Source organism: Aeromonas sp. CD, from assembly GCF_033349375.1.
GTDB lineage: Bacteria > Pseudomonadota > Gammaproteobacteria > Enterobacterales > Aeromonadaceae > Aeromonas > Aeromonas hydrophila.
This window is the reverse complement of the sequence record NZ_CP137631.1, coordinates 567,998-583,971: the sequence shown is the minus strand read 5'-3', so window position 1 is coordinate 583,971 and position 15,974 is coordinate 567,998. Positions and strand designations below refer to the sequence as shown.

At 64.1% G+C, this 15,974-nt stretch carries 17 protein-coding genes; 11 read left to right on the top strand and 6 right to left on the bottom strand.

Translation table 11 applies throughout. The features are described 5' to 3' along the window. Positions 1–35: 35 nt before the first annotated feature. From R2E40_RS02700 to R2E40_RS02680, 5 genes are all read left to right on the top strand, one after another. The gene (locus R2E40_RS02700; RefSeq protein ID WP_016349320.1) at positions 36–1,181 is read left to right on the top strand and encodes a mannitol-1-phosphate 5-dehydrogenase; all 1,146 of its coding nucleotides are present in this window, start codon (positions 36–38) and stop codon (positions 1,179–1,181) included. A 114-nt stretch (positions 1,182–1,295) separates the two neighbouring features. Beyond that, positions 1,296–1,817, top strand: a complete 522-nt coding sequence (locus tag R2E40_RS02695) for an MltR family transcriptional regulator (RefSeq protein ID WP_005308438.1) — start codon at positions 1,296–1,298, stop codon at positions 1,815–1,817. A 176-nt stretch (positions 1,818–1,993) separates the two neighbouring features. After that, positions 1,994–3,781, top strand: a complete 1,788-nt coding sequence (locus R2E40_RS02690; protein WP_318164706.1) for a sodium:proton antiporter — start codon at positions 1,994–1,996, stop codon at positions 3,779–3,781. Continuing rightward, positions 3,778–4,353, top strand: coding sequence for a DNA-J related domain-containing protein (locus R2E40_RS02685; protein WP_318164705.1), 576 nt, complete (start codon positions 3,778–3,780; stop codon positions 4,351–4,353). The genes R2E40_RS02690 and R2E40_RS02685 overlap by 4 nt, the downstream gene beginning before the upstream one ends. Before the next feature lie 63 nt (positions 4,354–4,416). After that, on the top strand, positions 4,417–4,665 hold the full coding sequence (locus R2E40_RS02680) for a hypothetical protein (protein WP_011704519.1): 249 nt from the start codon (positions 4,417–4,419) through the stop codon (positions 4,663–4,665). A gap of 43 nt (positions 4,666–4,708) precedes the next feature. Here the strand turns inward: R2E40_RS02680 and R2E40_RS02675 are convergent, their stop codons facing one another. Further along, entirely contained in the window at positions 4,709–5,227 is a 519-nt protein-coding gene (locus R2E40_RS02675) for a mechanosensitive ion channel domain-containing protein (RefSeq protein ID WP_043162330.1), read from the bottom strand. Positions 5,228–5,236: 9 nt separating this feature from the next. Beyond that, positions 5,237–6,229: a zinc transporter ZntB gene (gene zntB, locus R2E40_RS02670; protein ID WP_318164704.1), complete on the bottom strand. Its 993-nt coding sequence runs from the start codon at positions 6,227–6,229 to the stop codon at positions 5,237–5,239. Positions 6,230–6,334: 105 nt separating this feature from the next. Here zntB and R2E40_RS02665 point away from each other — a divergent pair, with 105 nt between their 5' ends. Next, positions 6,335–6,784 carry a YaiI/YqxD family protein gene (locus tag R2E40_RS02665; protein ID WP_065479821.1) on the top strand — a complete coding sequence of 150 codons (450 nt, stop codon included), beginning with the start codon at positions 6,335–6,337 and terminating at the stop codon, positions 6,782–6,784. 125 nt (positions 6,785–6,909) lie between these two features. Next, positions 6,910–7,410: a metal-dependent hydrolase gene (locus R2E40_RS02660; RefSeq protein WP_318165531.1), complete on the top strand. Its 501-nt coding sequence runs from the start codon at positions 6,910–6,912 to the stop codon at positions 7,408–7,410. Between the two features lie 92 nt (positions 7,411–7,502). Here R2E40_RS02660 and R2E40_RS02655 read toward each other — a convergent pair whose 3' ends face one another. Further along, complete coding sequence (locus tag R2E40_RS02655; RefSeq protein ID WP_016349310.1) at positions 7,503–8,708, bottom strand: NupC/NupG family nucleoside CNT transporter; 1,206 nt, start codon at positions 8,706–8,708, stop codon at positions 7,503–7,505. A gap of 564 nt (positions 8,709–9,272) precedes the next feature. Between R2E40_RS02655 and dbpA the strand changes: the two genes are divergently transcribed. Continuing rightward, positions 9,273–10,649: an ATP-dependent RNA helicase DbpA gene (gene dbpA, locus R2E40_RS02650; RefSeq protein ID WP_011704511.1), complete on the top strand. Its 1,377-nt coding sequence runs from the start codon at positions 9,273–9,275 to the stop codon at positions 10,647–10,649. 72 nt (positions 10,650–10,721) lie between these two features. Then, the gene (locus R2E40_RS02645) at positions 10,722–11,012 is read left to right on the top strand and encodes a YkgJ family cysteine cluster protein (protein WP_016349308.1); all 291 of its coding nucleotides are present in this window, start codon (positions 10,722–10,724) and stop codon (positions 11,010–11,012) included. A gap of 30 nt (positions 11,013–11,042) precedes the next feature. Here the strand turns inward: R2E40_RS02645 and R2E40_RS02640 are convergent, their stop codons facing one another. Then, positions 11,043–11,438: a hypothetical protein gene (locus R2E40_RS02640; protein ID WP_318164703.1), complete on the bottom strand. Its 396-nt coding sequence runs from the start codon at positions 11,436–11,438 to the stop codon at positions 11,043–11,045. A 274-nt stretch (positions 11,439–11,712) separates the two neighbouring features. Here R2E40_RS02640 and R2E40_RS02635 point away from each other — a divergent pair, with 274 nt between their 5' ends. Beyond that, positions 11,713–13,110, top strand: a complete 1,398-nt coding sequence (locus tag R2E40_RS02635) for a PepSY domain-containing protein (RefSeq protein WP_318164702.1) — start codon at positions 11,713–11,715, stop codon at positions 13,108–13,110. 85 nt (positions 13,111–13,195) lie between these two features. Here the strand turns inward: R2E40_RS02635 and R2E40_RS02630 are convergent, their stop codons facing one another. Together R2E40_RS02630 and R2E40_RS02625 are read right to left on the bottom strand one after the other, a co-directional pair. Then, positions 13,196–13,405, bottom strand: a complete 210-nt coding sequence (locus R2E40_RS02630; protein ID WP_318164701.1) for a DUF6500 family protein — start codon at positions 13,403–13,405, stop codon at positions 13,196–13,198. Positions 13,406–13,511: 106 nt separating this feature from the next. Continuing rightward, on the bottom strand, positions 13,512–14,417 hold the full coding sequence (locus R2E40_RS02625; RefSeq protein ID WP_318164700.1) for a 1,4-dihydroxy-2-naphthoate polyprenyltransferase: 906 nt from the start codon (positions 14,415–14,417) through the stop codon (positions 13,512–13,514). Between the two features lie 207 nt (positions 14,418–14,624). On the opposite strand from R2E40_RS02625, the gene R2E40_RS02620 reads away from it, so the two are divergent. Beyond that, positions 14,625–15,971 carry an isochorismate synthase gene (locus R2E40_RS02620; protein ID WP_318164699.1) on the top strand — a complete coding sequence of 449 codons (1,347 nt, stop codon included), beginning with the start codon at positions 14,625–14,627 and terminating at the stop codon, positions 15,969–15,971. The last annotated feature ends 3 nt before the right edge of the window (positions 15,972–15,974 follow it).

Here is a 15,974-nt window from a genome sequence, read left to right as displayed (position 1 = left end):
GTCCTTCACCGTCTTTGGTTCAAGAGGTTAATATCATGAAAACATTGCATTTTGGTGCCGGCAACATCGGTCGCGGCTTCATCGGCAAACTGCTGGCTGACGCCAGCCACCAGGTCACTTTCGCCGACGTCAACGAGACCCTGATCGACCAGCTCAACCACCGCCAGGAGTACAAGGTGCACGTGGTGGGAGCGGATCAGAAGCTGGACGTGGTGCGCAACGTGGCGGCGGTGAGCTCCGCCGGCCACGAGGTGATCGCCCGCATCATCACCGCCGATCTGGTCACCACCGCGGTCGGTCCCAACATTCTGGACAAGATTGCCAGCACCCTGGCCAAGGGGCTGCAGGCCCGCTTCGATGCCGGCAACCTGACGCCGCTCAACGTCATCGCCTGCGAGAACATGGTGCGCGGCACCAGCCATCTCAAGCAGGAGGTACTCAAGTACCTGCCGGTCGCGTATCATGCCACCCTCGATGCCTGCATCGGCTTCGTCGACTCGGCGGTGGACCGCATCGTCCCGCCGGCGGCGGCCAACGATGATCCGCTGGAAGTGACGGTGGAGAGCTTCAGCGAGTGGATCGTCGATCAGACCCAGTTCAAGGGGGAGCTGCCGCAGGTGGCGGGCATGGAGCCCACCGACAACCTGATGGCCTTCGTCGAGCGCAAGCTGTTCACCCTCAACACCGGCCACATCGTCACCGCCTACCTCGGCAAGCTGAGGGGCTATCGCACCATCCGCGAGGCGATCGAAGATCCGCTGATCCGCAGCAAGGTGCGCCGCGCCATGGAGGAGAGCGGCGCCGTGCTGGTACAACGCTACGGTTTCGACCCGCGCCTGCACGCCGCCTACATCGAGAAGATCCTGGCCCGTTTCGCCAACCCCTATCTGGTGGACGAGATTGACCGGGTCGGCCGTCAGCCGCTGCGCAAGCTGGCGGCGGGGGATCGGCTGGTGAAGCCGCTGCTCGGCACCCTGGAGTACGGCCTGCCGAGCGATCACCTGCAGGAGGGGATCGCCGCGGCGCTGCACTATCGCAACGCCGATGACCCGCAGGCAGTGGAACTGCAACAGCTGCTGGCGGAGCTGGGCCCGGCCCAGGCTCTGGCGCGCATCACCGGCCTGGCTGCCGACAGCGACATCGTCAGCGCCATCGTCACCCGTTATGGCAATTTGAAGTGACCTGATGAGGCGCCGTCGCCGCCGGCCCACCCGGGCCGGCCACCAAAGCGCCTCATACGATAAAAACCGGGAGAGAGGCCCACTCTCTCCCTGTCAGCTGGACCCAATGCACTTATGACCACACACCAGGAAGATGAAGTACTGGAGCGACTGAACGAGCAGGATGGCCCTCGCGGCTTCTTTCTCGAGGTCGTGACCATCCTGGAAGAGGCGGTCGACTCCCTGATGCGACGCGCGTTCCGTCAGGAAGAGTATGCCGTCAAATACGCCATCGAACCCCTGCTCAACCAGAGCGGCCCTCTCGGCCAGCTGGAGGTGCGCCTCAAGCTCATCTTCGCCCTCGGCCTCATCTCTCTCGAACGCTATCAGGATCTCGAGGCTTACCTGAAGATCCGCGATTTTCTGGTGCGCGACCCCAAGGATTACCGCTTCAGCGACAAACCGATCCGCGATCTGCTGGCACGTCTGCACGGCGTCAGCCAGGGCGGCATGATGCCGCAGGAAGCCCCCGCCAACGAGGAGGACTGGCCCTTCTACCAGATGCAGCTGAACCGGCTCGATCAGGTGGTGCGCTCGGCGCTGGTGCTGGCGGTGGCCGACTGCGTCACCGAACTCCACAAAGAGAGCCCCATCTAATCCAGCTGGTGGCCGCAGCCAGCGGCCACACCCCGCCCCTCTCCCGCGGCCATGCCCCCGTGACGCCCGCTGTCGCGCGAGCCGCTTCCCCCCTTGTTCCCGCCTACGGCTGGTGTCAATCTGACCATCTTCCCCACTACACTTCCTCCAGGTTCATCGCCTTAATCGAGGTCTGCATGATTGCTCTCTCCCTGGCCGGGATCGCCCTGGTCTCAGTGCTGGCCCAGTGGCTGGCCTGGTCGCTGCGGGTGCCCGCCATCCTGTTTCTGCTGCTCACCGGCCTGCTGCTGGGCCCGGTCAGCGGCCTGCTCGACCCCGACGCCCTGCTCGGCGACCTGCTGTTTCCGCTGGTCTCCCTGTCGGTCGCCATCATCCTGTTCGAGGGGGCGCTCACCCTGCACCTGGCCGAGCTCAAGGGGATCGGCAAGGTGGTGCGCAACCTCTGCTCGGTGGGCATGCTGGCCAGTTTCGCCGTCATCGGCAGCGCCGGTTACTTCCTGCTGGGGCTGGACTGGCGGGTCGCCATGGTGCTCGGCGCCGTGCTGGTGGTGACGGGCCCCACCGTGGTCGCCCCCATGCTCAACGTGATCCGCCCGACCCGGGAGGTAGACCGCATCCTGCGCTGGGAAGGGATCGTCATCGATCCCATCGGCGCCCTGTTTGCGGTACTGGTGTTCGAGGCGGTGCGCCTCGGCAGTCAGGGGGATCTCATCGGTCACACCCTGCTGGCGCTGGCCAAGACGGTGGGGGTGGGCTCGCTCATCGGGGTCGGTGCCGGTTGGCTCACCACCCTGCTGATCCGCAAGGACTGGCTGCCGGTCAGCCTGCACAAGTTCGGGGTGCTAGCGCTGGTGCTGGTCACCTTCAGCCTCTCCAACTGGCTCAGCCACGAATCCGGCCTGCTGGCGGTCACCGTGTTCGGCATCTGGCTCGCCAATCAGGAGGGGCTGGATCTGGAGGAGGTGCTGGCCTTCAAGGAGGATCTCGCCGTCATCCTCATCTCCTCCCTGTTCATCCTGCTGGCGGCCCGCCTCGATCTGGCCCAGCTCTGGCAGCTCGGCCCCATGGTGCTGGCGCTGCTGTGCGTGGTGCAGTTTGTGGCACGCCCGCTCTGCATCCTGGTCTCCACCTGGGGATCGGATCTCTCCTGGCGGGCCCGCGCCCTGCTCGGCTGGATTGCGCCGCGCGGCATAGTGGCGGCGGCGGTCAGCGCCTCGTTCGCCATCAGCCTGCACCAAGCCGGCATTCCCGATGCCGACAAGCTGGTGCCGCTGGTATTTGCGGTGATCATCTCCACCGTGGTGCTGCAGAGCCTCACCTCGGCGCCGCTGGCCGGTCTGCTCAAGATGCGCCAGAGCGCCCCCAACACCTGGCTCATCATCGGGGCCAACTCGGTGGCGCGGGCCATCGGCCGGGCACTGGCGGATCAGGGGGTGCCGGTCCAGCTCTGCGATCCGGCCTGGGAGTTCTGCCGTCAGGCGCGGATGAGCAACCTGCCCTGCTACTTCGGCAATCCGCAATCCGAACACGCCGAGCTGCACCTGCCGCTCACCAGCATCAGCACAGTGCTCGCGCTCTCCCCCAACCGCCACAACAACGCCCTCGGCGTGCTGCACTTCGCCCACCTCTACGGCGAGGAGAAGGTCTACTCCCTGCGCTCCAGCGAGCAGCACGGCAAGGCCAATCGGGAGAGCGCCACCTTTCGCGCCCGCCAGAACCTGTTCGGTCCCGACATCAACTACGCCCGGTTGAGCGGCCTGCTCAGCCGGGGCGGCCAGATCAAGGCGACCCGGCTGAGCGAAGCGTTCGACTGGGCCCAGTACCAGGAGGCCAACCCGGGCGCCATCCCGCTGTTCGTGCTGGACGGCAAGGGGCGCACCCGCATCGTCACCGGCCCCGTCGAACCGCTGGCCGGGGAGCTGCTGATCGCCCTGCAGCTACCGAAGGAGACGGCCGTCCCATGAACGAGACCCGGCCCAACCCGCTGTTGGCTCCACTGCTGGCACTGCTGCGGCAGGCAAGCGGCAGCTACAAGGTACACGAGCTGCTCGCAGAGCTGCGTCGCCAGGAGGTCATCCCGCCTCTACCGGGGGATGAGCAGTTGCAGCTGTTTCGGCTCAACTTCCTCATCATGAACGCCCTCTACCAGCTGCAGGCCGAGCTTCATGGCGAAGGGTGGTGGCTGGTGATCAGCACCCTGGATATCCGGCTCGAACCGCTCGCTACCCGCGAGGGGGCAAGCGCCCTCGCCCAGGGCGAGGCGCTGCGCAGTTACTACCTCGACTGGCAGGTGTTCTGGCAGACCGACCGGGAGGAGGTGGAGGCGCTGCTCGGCAGCTTCTGGCGGGCCTGTGAGCGAGATGAGCACAGGGCCGAGGCGCTGACCCTGTTCGCCCTGCCGACCGGGGCGCAGCCCGATGCCATCCGCCGCCGCTGGCGGCAGCTGGCGCTGCAACACCACCCGGATCGCGGGGGCGATGCCGACACCTTCATCCGCCTGCGCTGGGCCTGGGAGCACCTCAAATCGGCCAAATGAGCCGGCCGACCCCGACCGCAGCCACTAGACTTGAAGTGGCATCAAGCGTCACGGGAGGATGTCATGACAGTCAGCGAACTTCGCCAGCTCTATCAGCAGCAAGCCTTCAAGGAAGCCGAGATCCTGCAGGACGCCATCCTGCCCGGCTGGATCGTGGAGTTCAGGGGTCAGGACGGCAAGCTGTACGAGATGACCGACACCCTGGGCTGCCCCCGCTACTTCGGCTCGGTCGAGGAGGCCCGCCAGCACGTGCACCTGGTGGCGGATTGCCCGATCCAGGTCGAACACCTCTATCGCTTCTTCGAACGCTGAGGGATCGGCAGGCTCAAAAAAAGGCTCCCGCGGGAGCCTTTTCTCATTCCGGTTGCAGGGGTTCCGCCCCCTTGCCCTCCAGCCGCCTGACCGGCTTTTGCAAGATCAGGTTGGCCGGATAGGTGACCAGATCGCCGTTGTCATCGCGCACCCGCACGTAGAAGAGGCCGATCTCGGTGATGACGCCGGTGACCGAATCATCCTTGTCGAGGATCCGGATCCGGTCGCCAATCTTGTAGGGGAAGGCGAAGAAGATGGTGATGCTGGCGGTGATGTTGGAGAGGATCGACCACTGCGCCACCATGGCGACGCCCAGCACCGCGAAGAAGGAGGAGGCCAGCACCACCAGCCGCGAGAAGTCGAGCCCCCACACCCCGGCCAGGATCAGCAGGGTGGCGCAGCCGAGCAGGAAGTGGAATACGTGCTCCACGTAGAGCACCCGGTTCTCGCTCACCTGCCGGGTCTGGGCCAGCGCCAGCAGGCTCTTGTGAATGAGCCCGCGAATGAGGGTGTGGCCCAGCAGCAACAGCAGGGTCACGCCAAAAGATTCCCATGTCGTCATGTCTGCTCCTTACCACCAGCGCCGATGTTTGAGCCAGACCGCCAGCCCGGTCGCCAGCGCCACCAGGGAGCCACAGAAGATCCAGAAGGCGGTCGGGCTCTCGGCCCCGGGAATGCCCCCCAGGTTGATGCCGAACAGGCCGGTCAGGAAGCTGGCGGGCAGGAACAGCAGCGCCATCACCGACATCTGGTAGGCGCGGCGGTTGGTCGCCTCCGCCATCAGGTTGTTGATCTCGTCTGCCAGCACGGCGGTGCGCGCCACCCCGGCATCCAGATCGTCCAGCCAGCGCCGCAACCGGTCGGCGATGTCCAGCAGACGCCGTCGGTCATCTTCATCCAGCCAGCTGATCTTCTCGTTGGCGAGGCGCGCCACCAGATCCCGCTGCGGCGAGAGGTAGCGGCGGATCATGATGAGCTGCTTGCGGATCAGCGCCAGCCGGCCGTTGGCGGGCAGGTCACGCATCAGCACCATCTCCTCCAGATCCAAGATCTGGTCGTGCAGCTCCTCGACGAACTCCCCGGCCCGGTCGGTCAGGGCATCGCAGATCTCCACCAGCCAGTCAGCCTGGGTATCGGCGCCGCCCCCCAGCTTGAGCTGGTTGAACACGTCCTGTTCCGACAGCAGCGGCCGGCGCCGGCTGCTGATGATGAGATCCGGGGTGATGTAGATGCGCAGCGCCACCATCTCTTCCGGTCTGTGGTCCTTGTTGTGGTTGATGCCGCGCAAGATCAGCAGCACCGTCTCCCCCATCCGCACCAGCTTGGGGCGATTGCTCTGGCCGAGCAGCGACTCGCGCGCCGCATCATTGAGCAGCGGGGTCTGCAGCAGCCAGCGCGCCGCCTCCGGATTGCCGTAGTCCAGATGCAGCCAGCCCGGCTGCTGCGCCGGTATCTCGCTGCCCGTCACCAGTGGCTGCATGCCACCCCTGCCATCCAGGGTCAGGCCATAAATTACGTCACTGGGCACCCGATCCATCTGCTCGTCCTTTTCGCTCATGTGCATCGGCCCAGCTTACACCAAAGCCGGGCCAGACTCAGCCCCGGGGCAGCCGCCCCGCGCCGGCCGTGTTAAGATGCGCCACTCGTTTCAGACACAGGAAGCCCTGCCATGCCCATCTGGGTTGATGCCGATGCCTGCCCCATTCCGGTCAAGGAGATCCTTTACCGCGCCGCCCACCGTGCCCAGGTGGTGACCACGTTAGTGGCCAATCAGGGGCTGCGGGTACCCCCTTCCCCCTTCATCAAGACCCAGCAGGTGGAGAAGGGCTTCGATGTGGCAGATCATGTCATCGCCCAGCAGGTCAAACCCGGCGATCTGGTGATCACCGGCGACATCCCGCTCGCCTCCTGGGTGATCGATGCCGGCGGCGAGGCGCTCAATCCTCGCGGCGAGATCTACACCCGCGAGACCATCAAGGCGCGGCTCGGCATGCGCAACTTCATGGAGGAGCTGCGCTCGGCCGGGGTGCAGACCGGCGGCCCGGCGCCCCTCAACGCGGCCGACAAGCAGCGCTTCGCCAACGCCCTCGACAAGTGGCTGGTCAAAGGCAAGCTGTAAAGAGACCCTAAAGGCGCCCTCTCTGGGCGCTTTTTCGCCGTAACATACTGATTTTCAAAATAACAGCTGACCACAACCATCAGGCTGGTAAGATGCGCCGCCATTTTCCCCATGTCGTAGCCATCATGACCGCCCAAGGGCACCTGCTCTTCTCCGTTACCTGCACCCTGATCGCCCACAAACTCCAGCTGACGCCGGCCCTGGCCGACGCCAGCCTGTGGCACACCATTCCTGCCGCACTGGCCAGCGTCCTGCTGCCGGACCTCGACCACCCCAAGTCGGTGCTGGGGCAACGCCTGCCCTGGATCTCCAAACCCTTGTCGCGGCTGTTCGGCCATCGCGGCTTCACCCACAGCCTGCTGGCGGTGGCCGCCGCCATCTGGGGACTGGATCAGAGCCTGGCTCCCGCCCTGCTGCCCACCGGCGTCAAGGATGCCCTTATCATCGGCTACCTCAGCCACCTGCTGGGAGACTGGCTCACCCCGGCCGGCATTCCGCTGCTGTGGCCCAGCAAGCGCCGCTACCGGCTGCCGGGCTGGCCGCTCAAAAGCGGCGGCGCCGTCGAGACCGGCTTTTGCACTCTCACCCTGCTGGCCGCCGGTTACTGGGCTCACTGGCCAGGCTAGCGGCCTGTCAGGCCAGCTAGCGCCTGCTGTCGCCCAAAAAAACAAACCCCTGCCGAGGCAGGGGTTTGTCATGGTGAGAGCGGGTGGCGGTATTACAGCATCACACCGGCAATCACGGCGGAGAGCAGGCTCACCAGGGTGGAGCCGTACACCAGCTTCAGACCGAAGCGGGAGACCATGTTGCCCTTCTCTTCGTTCAGCGCCTTCACCGCACCGGCGATGATGCCGATGGAGCTGAAGTTGGCGAACGACACCATGAAGATGGAGAGGATGCCGATGGTGCGCGGAGAGAGCTGGGCAGCGATCTTGCCCAAGTCCATCATGGCCACGAACTCGTTGGTTACCAGCTTGGTCGCCATGATGGAGCCGGCTTGCAGCGCTTCACCACTCGGAATGCCCAGGATCCAGGCGATCGGGTAGAAGAGGTAGCCCATGACGAACTGGAAGTTGACGCCGAATGCCATCTCGAACAGGTAGTTGATGAGGGCAATCAGGGCGATGAAGCCGACCAGCATGGCACCCACGATGACCGCCACGGTGAAACCGGCCATGATGTACTCGCCCAGCATCTCGAAGAAGTTCTCTTTCTTCGGGCTGTGGTGCTCGTCACCTTCGGCCAGCGCCTTGGCGTCGGTCACGGTGTTGTCCGGCTCGTAGGGGTTGATCAGCGACAGCACGATGAAGGTGCTGAACATGTTGAGTACCAGCGCGGCCACCACGTAGCGCGGCTCGATCAGCTGCATGTAGGCACCGACGATGGACATGGAGACGGTGGACATGGCAGTGGCGGCCAGGGTGTACATCTGCTTCTCGTTCAGGTGCGGCAGGATGTTCTTGAGCGCGATGAAGTTCTCGGACTGGCCGACGATCATGGAGCTGATGGCGTTGAAGGACTCCAGCTTGCCCATGCCGTTGATCTTGGCCAGCACGGTACCGATGCCGCGGATCACCAGCGGCAGCAGACGGATGTACTGCAGGATACCGATCAGCACGGAGATGAAGACGATGGGCATCAGTACCATCAGGAAGAAGGAGAAGGCCCCTTCATTGACCAGGCCGCCGAACACGAAGTCGGTACCCTGTTTGGCAAACTCCATCAGCTTGGTGAAGCCGGCCGCGAAGCCACCCACCACCGCCAGACCCACTTCGGAGTTCAGCATGAACCAGGCCAGCGCCAGTTCGACCACCAGCAGTTGGCCGATATAACGCAGTTTGATCTGTTTCCAGTTGTGGCGGTTGGCCAGCAAAGCAAGAGCGAGGACCATCACGAGTCCGAGCACAAAGTGAACGTATTCCATACCAGTAGCACCTGAGTAATTTGTAATTTTTTGACCGGCGCCATCATAGACATTTGCATATTTAAAAATCAGATAGCCATCACAATCTGCGGTAAAAATATGCATGTTGGATAATACAAACGTTTTTAAATTAATTAAACGCTCACACAAGCATCTAATCATCGTTCAATAAACATAAAAGTCATTAATAAACAGATAGTTAAAAATAAACCATTCAGTCTGAAAGGGCTGTTTTCACAGCTTTATCACATTTATTTAAAACCTGGCAAATGGCGTCATAGCGGCGAGGTTAAATTTACGGCGAATTTATTTAATCAAATCAAAATGACAAACGTTTATCTTATTTGCGATGAATGGCCCGGCTTCTTTCAGCTAATTTCCGAAAGGCAGTGGGGTATTTTCAGACGAGCCGGACAACATGCCACCACCGTTTTTCCCCGGCAGCGGCCCCGCCATCATCGCCGTCCAGTCGTTCAAAAATCCGCCACACCCGGCAGCGCTTTCTGATACAATGCGCGCCCTTGCGCACGGCGCAGCCCGTTTTCTCCGATATAGAGTCTTTTTGTGAACAACGAATTTAGCAGCCTGAACCTCTCCCCCGCCCTGCAGGACAACCTCGCCAGCCTGGGTTATCTGCAGATGACCCCGATCCAGGCCCAGAGTCTGCCCCTGGTACTCGATGGCAAAGACCTGATCGCCAAGGCAAAAACCGGCAGCGGCAAGACCGCGGCCTTCGGCCTCGGCCTGCTTGCCAACCTCGATGTCAACCGGCTCGAGGTGCAGGCGCTGGTGCTCTGTCCGACTCGCGAGCTGGCCGATCAGGTTGCCACCGAGATCCGCCGTCTCGCCCGTACCCTGCCCAACGTCAAGCTGGTCACCCTGTGCGGCGGCACCCCGACCGCACCGCAATCCGCCACCCTGAGCTTTGGCGCCCACATCGCCGTCGGCACCCCGGGCCGGATCCTCAAGCACCTGGAGCAGGGCACCCTCGAGCTGGACGGCCTCAAGACGCTGGTGCTGGACGAAGCGGATCGCATGCTGGACATGGGCTTTGGTGAAGACATCAACCGGGTCATCAGCCACGCCCCGCGCGACCGCCAGACCCTGCTGTTCTCCGCCACCTATCCGGAGGGGATCGCCCAGATGAGCCGCGGCGTGCAGCGCAACCCGGTCGAGGTGAGCGTGGAGTCCCTGCACGAAGACAGCGCCATCGAGCAGAAGCTGTATGAAGTGCCGGCCGGCCAGCGCCTTGACGCCCTCGGCTGGCTGCTCAGCCACTACCAGCCGAGTTCCTGCGTGGTGTTCTGCAACACCAAGCGGGCCTGCAACGACGTGGCCGATCACCTGGCCGCCAAGGGCTTCTCGGCGCTGGCGCTGAACGGCGACCTGGAGCAGCGTGAGCGGGATCAGGTGCTGGTACGCTTCGCCAACGGCAGCGCCACCATCCTGGTGGCCACCGACGTGGCCGCCCGAGGCCTCGACATCAAGGAGCTGGGCGCCGTCATCAACTACGAGCTGACCTACGACCCCGAGGTACACGTGCACCGGATCGGCCGTACCGGCCGCGCCGGCCAGCAGGGCCTGGCCCTGAGCCTCTACCAGCCGAACGAGGCCCAGCGCGTCAACTTCATCGAGGAGTACCAGCAGGCCCCCATTCCCCAGGGCGACCTGGCCGGGATCGGCCGCGACATCAAGCCAATTGCACCGCAGATGGTGACCCTCTCCATCGATGCGGGCCGCAAGAGCAAGGTGCGTGCCGGTGACATCCTCGGCGCCCTGACTGGCGAAGGCGGCATTGCCGGGGCCGATGTGGGCAAGATCCAGATTTCCGAGCAGTACTCCTACGTGGCGGTGAAGCGCCAGGTGGCGAGCGCCGCCCTCAAGCGGCTGCAGGAAGGCAAGATCAAGGGGCGCAGCTACCGCGCTCGCAAGCTGGGCTAAGGTTCACGACACAGGCGCCGGTTCGGCGCCTGTTTCATATTTATCCGTGCCCATGAGAACAAGGCAGATGCCATGACCCAGACAACCCGACCCGAAGTGAGCTGCCAGAACTGCGAAGCCTGCTGCTGCCGCCTCGAGGTGATGCTGTTTACCGATACCGGCGTACCGGATCGCTATGTGGAAGAGCGGGAAGGTGAAGTGCCGGTGATGCACCGGCTGGAAGATGGCTGGTGCGCGGCGCTCGACCGCAACACCATGATGTGCCGCATCTACGAAGTCCGCCCCCTGATCTGCCGTGAATTTGAAATGGGCGAGCCCGACTGCGTCGACGAGCGGGACAAGTGGTTTATCAAGCTCAACTGAGCTGCGGGTAATGATCAGCCTGCAGTGCCGTCAGACCAGCCCGGCCAGTTGCCGTTCCAGCCACTGCAGCGCCTCGTCGGTCTGCTCGAAGTAGCGGACGCCCTGAAACGGCAAACCGCTGAACACCCGATCCGCCAGATACTGCTTGAAGCTGCCCGCCAGCACCACCGCCAGAAAGGCGCAGCCGTTGCTGGCGCACCAGCCGAACTGGCGGCGAAAGCGTGCCAGCACCTCGGGGCCCGCCGCCTCGAACTCGGTCGCCACTTCGACAATGCCCCAGGGCGCGTCGCGCAGGCTGGCGATCTGCTGGCTGAACTGGGCCTCATAGGCCATGGCCCCCGCCAGATTGAAAGGGCCGCTCGGTCGGCAGATCAGCACCTGACCTCGTCGCTGCATCTCGAAATGGCCGTGTGGTTGCAACTTCACGTCTGCCTCCTTCCCTGGATTCTTCGTCGCGCAAGCACCCCTTTATGTTGCAACAAGGTAAGGATTTCTCTGCAAAAAGTCCATTCTGCCAGGCGCGAACCTGGAAGGATTGTGTCACCGGTTGACCCACTGGCGGCCTGCTCAGCACGCCCTTGCCCACCGCCTCGACCAGCCCTCATGTTCTGTTGCAGTTAACAAAACGTTGCTGCTATCATCCGCGCCGCCACCAACATTCCACCAACTGAAACGTTAACTCACGGCGCAAGGAACAGAGATGAAAAATCGGGACGCGAACCACTATCAGCGCATCTGGCGCTGGCACTTCTATGCGGGTCTCTTCGTCGCCCCCTTCCTGATCCTGCTCTCGCTGACCGGGATCGTCTATCTGTTCAAGCCCCAGCTCGACAACCTGATGTACCCCGAGCTGATGAAGGTCGCCCCCGTCAGCCAGCCGCTCAGCGCCGATCAGCTGCTGGTCAAGGCGATGGTGGCGATGCCAAACGCCAGCCTGAGCAAGTACCTGCCACCGGTCAGCCCGGAGGCCAGCGCCCAGTTCATCGTCCGCCAGGGCGGCAACGAGCTGACCCTGTTCCTCGATCCCGCCAGCGGCGCCCTGCTCGGCACCCTAGACAACAAGTGGAATCTGCAGGCGGTGGCCCGCGCCCTGCACGCCGAGCTGATGATAGGCACCGTGGGGGATCGGCTGATTGAGTTGGCCGCCGGCTGGGGAATCGTGCTGCTCATCAGCGGGCTCTATCTCTGGTGGCCACGCAAGGGGCCAGGAGTCGGCGGCATCCTGTGGCCGCGCTGGAGCCTGCGCGGGCGGCTCTGGTGGCGCGACCTGCACGCCGTTGTCGGTTTCTGGGGCGCCGGTTTCCTGCTGCTGCTGCTCTTGAGCGGCATGACCTGGACCGGTTTCTGGGGCGATCAGTTTGCCGCCGTCTGGAACCGCTTCCCGGCCGCCATGTGGAACGAGGTGCCCAAGTCGGCTTCCCTGGCCCGCAGCCTCAACCATGCCCATCAACAGACAGTCCCCTGGGCTGTCGAGAACACCCCCATCCCCAGCTCGGCCGAGCCCAAGGCCCACGACCACAGCGCCATGGGTCACGGCGGCGAGCACGACGGCATGGTGATGGCGGAGCACCGCATCCCGCTGCAACAGGTGGTGGAGATCGCCGCTGCGCGCCAGGTCACGCCGGGCTACAGCATCACGCCACCGGCCGGGGCGAGCGGCGTCTACACCATCGCCATCTCGGCCGATGATCCGCGCAACGACGCCACCCTGCACATCGATCAATACAGCGGCAAGGTGCTGGCCGACGTGCGCTGGCAAGACTACGGTCCGGTCGCCAAGACGGTGGAAACCGGCGTCATGCTGCACATGGGCAAGCTCTACGGCTGGCCACACCAGCTGGCCATGCTGCTCATCTGCCTGCTGGTGTTGCTGAGCTCGGTGAGCGGGCTCTGGATCTGGTGGAGCCGCCGCCCCAGTGGTCGCCTCGCCGCCCCGCCCTTGCCGGCCAGCCTGCCCCCCATGCGCGGTGCCATTGCCCTGTTGATCCTGCTCGGTATCTGCTTCCCGCTGGTGGGGGGTTCCATGCTGGTGATCTGGCTGCTGGACTGCCTGCTCTTCGCCCGCCGTCGGGCACCCCGGCTGGCACGGGTCAGCTAGTCGCCGGCGCCGTGCACCGCACCAAGCTGCCACTCAAGGAGGGCTCCCACACGGGAGCCCTCCTGGTTTCAGCGCGCCTTTACACTTACTCCACCAGCAGGAGGATCTTCCTCGCCTTCTCGAAGTGATCGAGGCGCTGGGTCTGGATCCACCAGGTCGCCGCCTCCATCAGCAACTCGGGGTCGTCATTGCGGTTGGCAAAAAACGCATAGAAGGAGACGCCGACCGCCTCCCCCTTCTGCGCGATTTTCTGATGGCACACCTGAATGATTTTCTGTTTGAGCGAGTCGCGCATGGCGGCGTTCCGGCCTGATGAGTGATTGGCCGGCCAGCATACCCCAACCAACAAAAAGGGCCCCGTCAGGGAGCCCTTTTTGTCTTGCCGATCACATGGCACCCAGTCAGGAGAGCGCCAGCCCGATGGAGAGCAGCAGGCTGAACAGGAAGGCGCTAATGGCGGTCTTCTTGAGCGCGCCGGTCAGCACCTCGCCATCGAAACTCTGGCGCAGGGTCTTGGCGGCATCGGTGAGCGGCTTCATGGCCGGCAGGAAGATCCAGGGCCAGAAACTGGCGGGCTGGGTCAGCAGGAAGGCGATGGTGGTCAGCAACGCCGCCCCCAGCAGTACCCAGTGGTAGGCGATGGCCCGGTTGCGACCGAGCCGCACCGCCAGGGTGATCTTGCCGCTGACCGCGTCGGTCTCGATGTCGCGCACGTTGTTGATGTTGAGCACCGCGGTGGCCAGCAGGCCGCAGGCGGTGGCCGGCAGCAGCAGATCCCACTGCAGGGTCTTGGTGAACAGGTAGTAGGAGCCAAGCACCCCCAGCAGGCCGAAGAACAGGAACACCGAGATGTCGCCGAAGCCGCGATAGCCGTAAGGAGTCTTGCCCACCGTGTAGGTGATGGCGGCGACGATGGCGGCGCCGCCGAGCAGCACGAAGGTGAGGATCTGCAGCCACTGATCGCCAAAAGCGCAACCCAGCAGGGCGAGGCCGCTGATCACCGCGGCCAGCGCGGTCAGCGCCATGGCCACGCACATCTGCCGGCGGGTGATGAGACCGGAGACCACGGCGCGCTGGGGACCGATCCGCTCGCCATTGTCCGCCCCGGATACCGCATCCCCATAATCGTTGGCCAGATTGGAGAGGATCTGCAGCAGGATGGCGGTCAGCAGGGAGAGCGCCATGATGGTGCCGTCGAAGGCACCGCGGCTGGCCGCAAGCCCGGAACCCAGCAAAATGGAGGAGCACGCCAGCGGCAACGTTCGCAAACGCGCCGCCAGCAACCAAATAGATAAGGTATTTGTCATATTGTGATGGCCAAACAATCAGATATTGATCGTGTTAAGGGTTATCGAACCGGATTTCGGTATACTTGGCCCCTCGGGAGGTGGCTCCCCGGGCGATTTACATGGACGAATGGGCAGATAATATATAGGAATAATCGCTCCTTTGGCATAAACCAACGGCATCCTTCTGCAGGATGGACCGTCACTATCGGCTCATAGACGAAATCCATGTTGGCTCAGACCCATATCAAGCAACAACTGGACGCCCTGCGTCACGGCAATGCCTGCGGCTTCGTGCGGCTGCGCGTGGCAATCGAGGTCGGCTCCTTTCTGGGCTGGCTCGCGGCGCAGACCCTCTATCCCCGTATCTATTGGCATGCCAGAGGACACGACCGCCCCGAATACGTGGCGCTGGGCTGCCTGCGCGAGCTGACCGAGCCCCAGGCGATCCGCCAGGTCTGCGAACAGACCAGCCAGCCCCATGACGACACCCCCCGCTACTATGGCGGACTGGCGTTCGATCCCACCCAGCCCGGCTGGCAGGGGTTCGGCCCCTGCCGCTTCGTGCTGCCCCGCATCGAGCTGGTGCGCCGTGGCGAGTGCGTCACCCTCTGCCTCAACCTCTGGTTGCCGGAGCAGACCGGCAGCGACGCCTTCGAGGCCGAACTGCAGGCCGCCGCCGCTGCCCTCGACGCCCTTCGGCCGGAGGCGCCTCTGCCGCCGCTGACCCGTCATTCATGGCAGCGGGAAGATTGCCCGAGCCAGCCACAGTGGCAGACCCTGGTCGAGCAGGTCACCGCTCCCGAGTTCCAGGCCCACACCCCCAAGGTGGTGCTGTCGCGCCAGAGCCGGCTCACCCATGACGGTGCGACGCGCACGGCCGACCCGCAGGCCGTCGCCCCCTGGTCGCTGTTGGCCAGCTGGGCACAGCACGGCCAGGACTGCTTTCACTTCGGCTTCCAGTTTTCGCCCGAGCAGAGCTTCATCGCCTGCTCCCCCGAGCGGCTCTATCGCCGTGAACAGCAGCACCTCTTCACCGAGGCGCTGGCGGGTACCATCCGCCGCTCCGGCGACGAGGCGACCGACGCGGCGCTGGCCGCCGAGCTGCTGGCCGACAGCAAGAACCGGCTGGAAAACCGGCTGGTGCACGCCGACATCCTCAGCCGGCTGGCGCCGCTTACCACAGATGCCACCCTGACCGAGCCGCGCATTCTCAAACTGCGGCTGCTGCAGCACCTCAAGTGCGACATCGAAGCCGAGCTAAAGTCCGGCGTCTGCGACTGGCAATTGCTGGAGGCGCTGCACCCCACCCCCGCGGTGGGCGGCGCCCCGCGCGAGGCGGCGCTGGCCTTCATCCGCGAGCGCGAGCCCTATGATCGCGGCTGGTATGCCGGCGCCTGCGGCATGCTGAGCCGGGAAACCTCGGAGTTCTCGGTCGCCATCCGCAGTGCCCGCATCACGGCACAGGCCATCACCCTGTTTGCCGGCGCCGGTATCGTCGCGGGTTCCGAGCCAGCCGCCGAGTGGGCCGAACTCGACAACAAGATCGCCAACGTGCTCTCCCTGCTGGGATAGCGT

Bases quoted from the DNA above. Each gene is read 5' to 3' on its own strand.
- R2E40_RS02635 (WP_318164702.1), top strand. From the start codon at position 11,713: ATGAAAAATCGGGACGCGAACCACTATCAGCGCATCTGGCGCTGGCAC.
- R2E40_RS02660 (WP_318165531.1), top strand. From the start codon at position 6,910: ATGACCGCCCAAGGGCACCTGCTCTTCTCCGTTACCTGCACCCTGATC.
- R2E40_RS02690 (WP_318164706.1), top strand. From the start codon at position 1,994: ATGATTGCTCTCTCCCTGGCCGGGATCGCCCTGGTCTCAGTGCTGGCC.
- R2E40_RS02700 (WP_016349320.1), top strand. From the start codon at position 36: ATGAAAACATTGCATTTTGGTGCCGGCAACATCGGTCGCGGCTTCATC.
- R2E40_RS02685 (WP_318164705.1), top strand. From the start codon at position 3,778: ATGAACGAGACCCGGCCCAACCCGCTGTTGGCTCCACTGCTGGCACTG.
- R2E40_RS02695 (WP_005308438.1), top strand. From the start codon at position 1,296: ATGACCACACACCAGGAAGATGAAGTACTGGAGCGACTGAACGAGCAG.
- zntB (WP_318164704.1), bottom strand. From the start codon at position 6,229: ATGCACATGAGCGAAAAGGACGAGCAGATGGATCGGGTGCCCAGTGAC.
- R2E40_RS02675 (WP_043162330.1), bottom strand. From the start codon at position 5,227: ATGACGACATGGGAATCTTTTGGCGTGACCCTGCTGTTGCTGCTGGGC.
- R2E40_RS02620 (WP_318164699.1), top strand. From the start codon at position 14,625: ATGTTGGCTCAGACCCATATCAAGCAACAACTGGACGCCCTGCGTCAC.
- R2E40_RS02645 (WP_016349308.1), top strand. From the start codon at position 10,722: ATGACCCAGACAACCCGACCCGAAGTGAGCTGCCAGAACTGCGAAGCC.
- R2E40_RS02625 (WP_318164700.1), bottom strand. From the start codon at position 14,417: ATGACAAATACCTTATCTATTTGGTTGCTGGCGGCGCGTTTGCGAACG.
- R2E40_RS02655 (WP_016349310.1), bottom strand. From the start codon at position 8,708: ATGGAATACGTTCACTTTGTGCTCGGACTCGTGATGGTCCTCGCTCTT.
- R2E40_RS02665 (WP_065479821.1), top strand. From the start codon at position 6,335: ATGCCCATCTGGGTTGATGCCGATGCCTGCCCCATTCCGGTCAAGGAG.
- R2E40_RS02680 (WP_011704519.1), top strand. From the start codon at position 4,417: ATGACAGTCAGCGAACTTCGCCAGCTCTATCAGCAGCAAGCCTTCAAG.
- R2E40_RS02630 (WP_318164701.1), bottom strand. From the start codon at position 13,405: ATGCGCGACTCGCTCAAACAGAAAATCATTCAGGTGTGCCATCAGAAA.